A 240-nucleotide genomic window follows, 5' to 3' on the forward strand; every position below is an offset into this window, starting at 1 on the left:
GGCTGGCGGTGTTGGCGCTGGATGAGCAGCAAAATGCGCAACTGGCCTTCGTCAAGCGTGGCACGAAAGGGCTGGTGGTTGTCGACGACTGGGACAGCATGGGCCAGCGCACCACCAGCAGCGGCAGCGTGCTCGCGGAAAACCTGCGGGTGCCGGCTTTCAATCTGTTTCCTACGCATAAATCCTACGATTCCCCGACTCTGGCCGGTCCTTTCGCACAACTGACCACCGCCGCCATCG

1 pseudogene is annotated in these 240 nt (G+C 62.1%); it reads left to right on the forward strand.

Going from position 1 to position 240, the window contains the following annotated elements:
• A pseudogene (locus KMS84_RS40640) lies at positions 1–240 on the forward strand (SfnB family sulfur acquisition oxidoreductase); the annotation flags it as partial.

This window comes from Streptomyces hilarionis (assembly GCF_024539675.1).
Taxonomy (GTDB): Bacteria; Actinomycetota; Actinomycetes; order Streptomycetales; family Streptomycetaceae; genus Streptomyces; species Streptomyces hilarionis.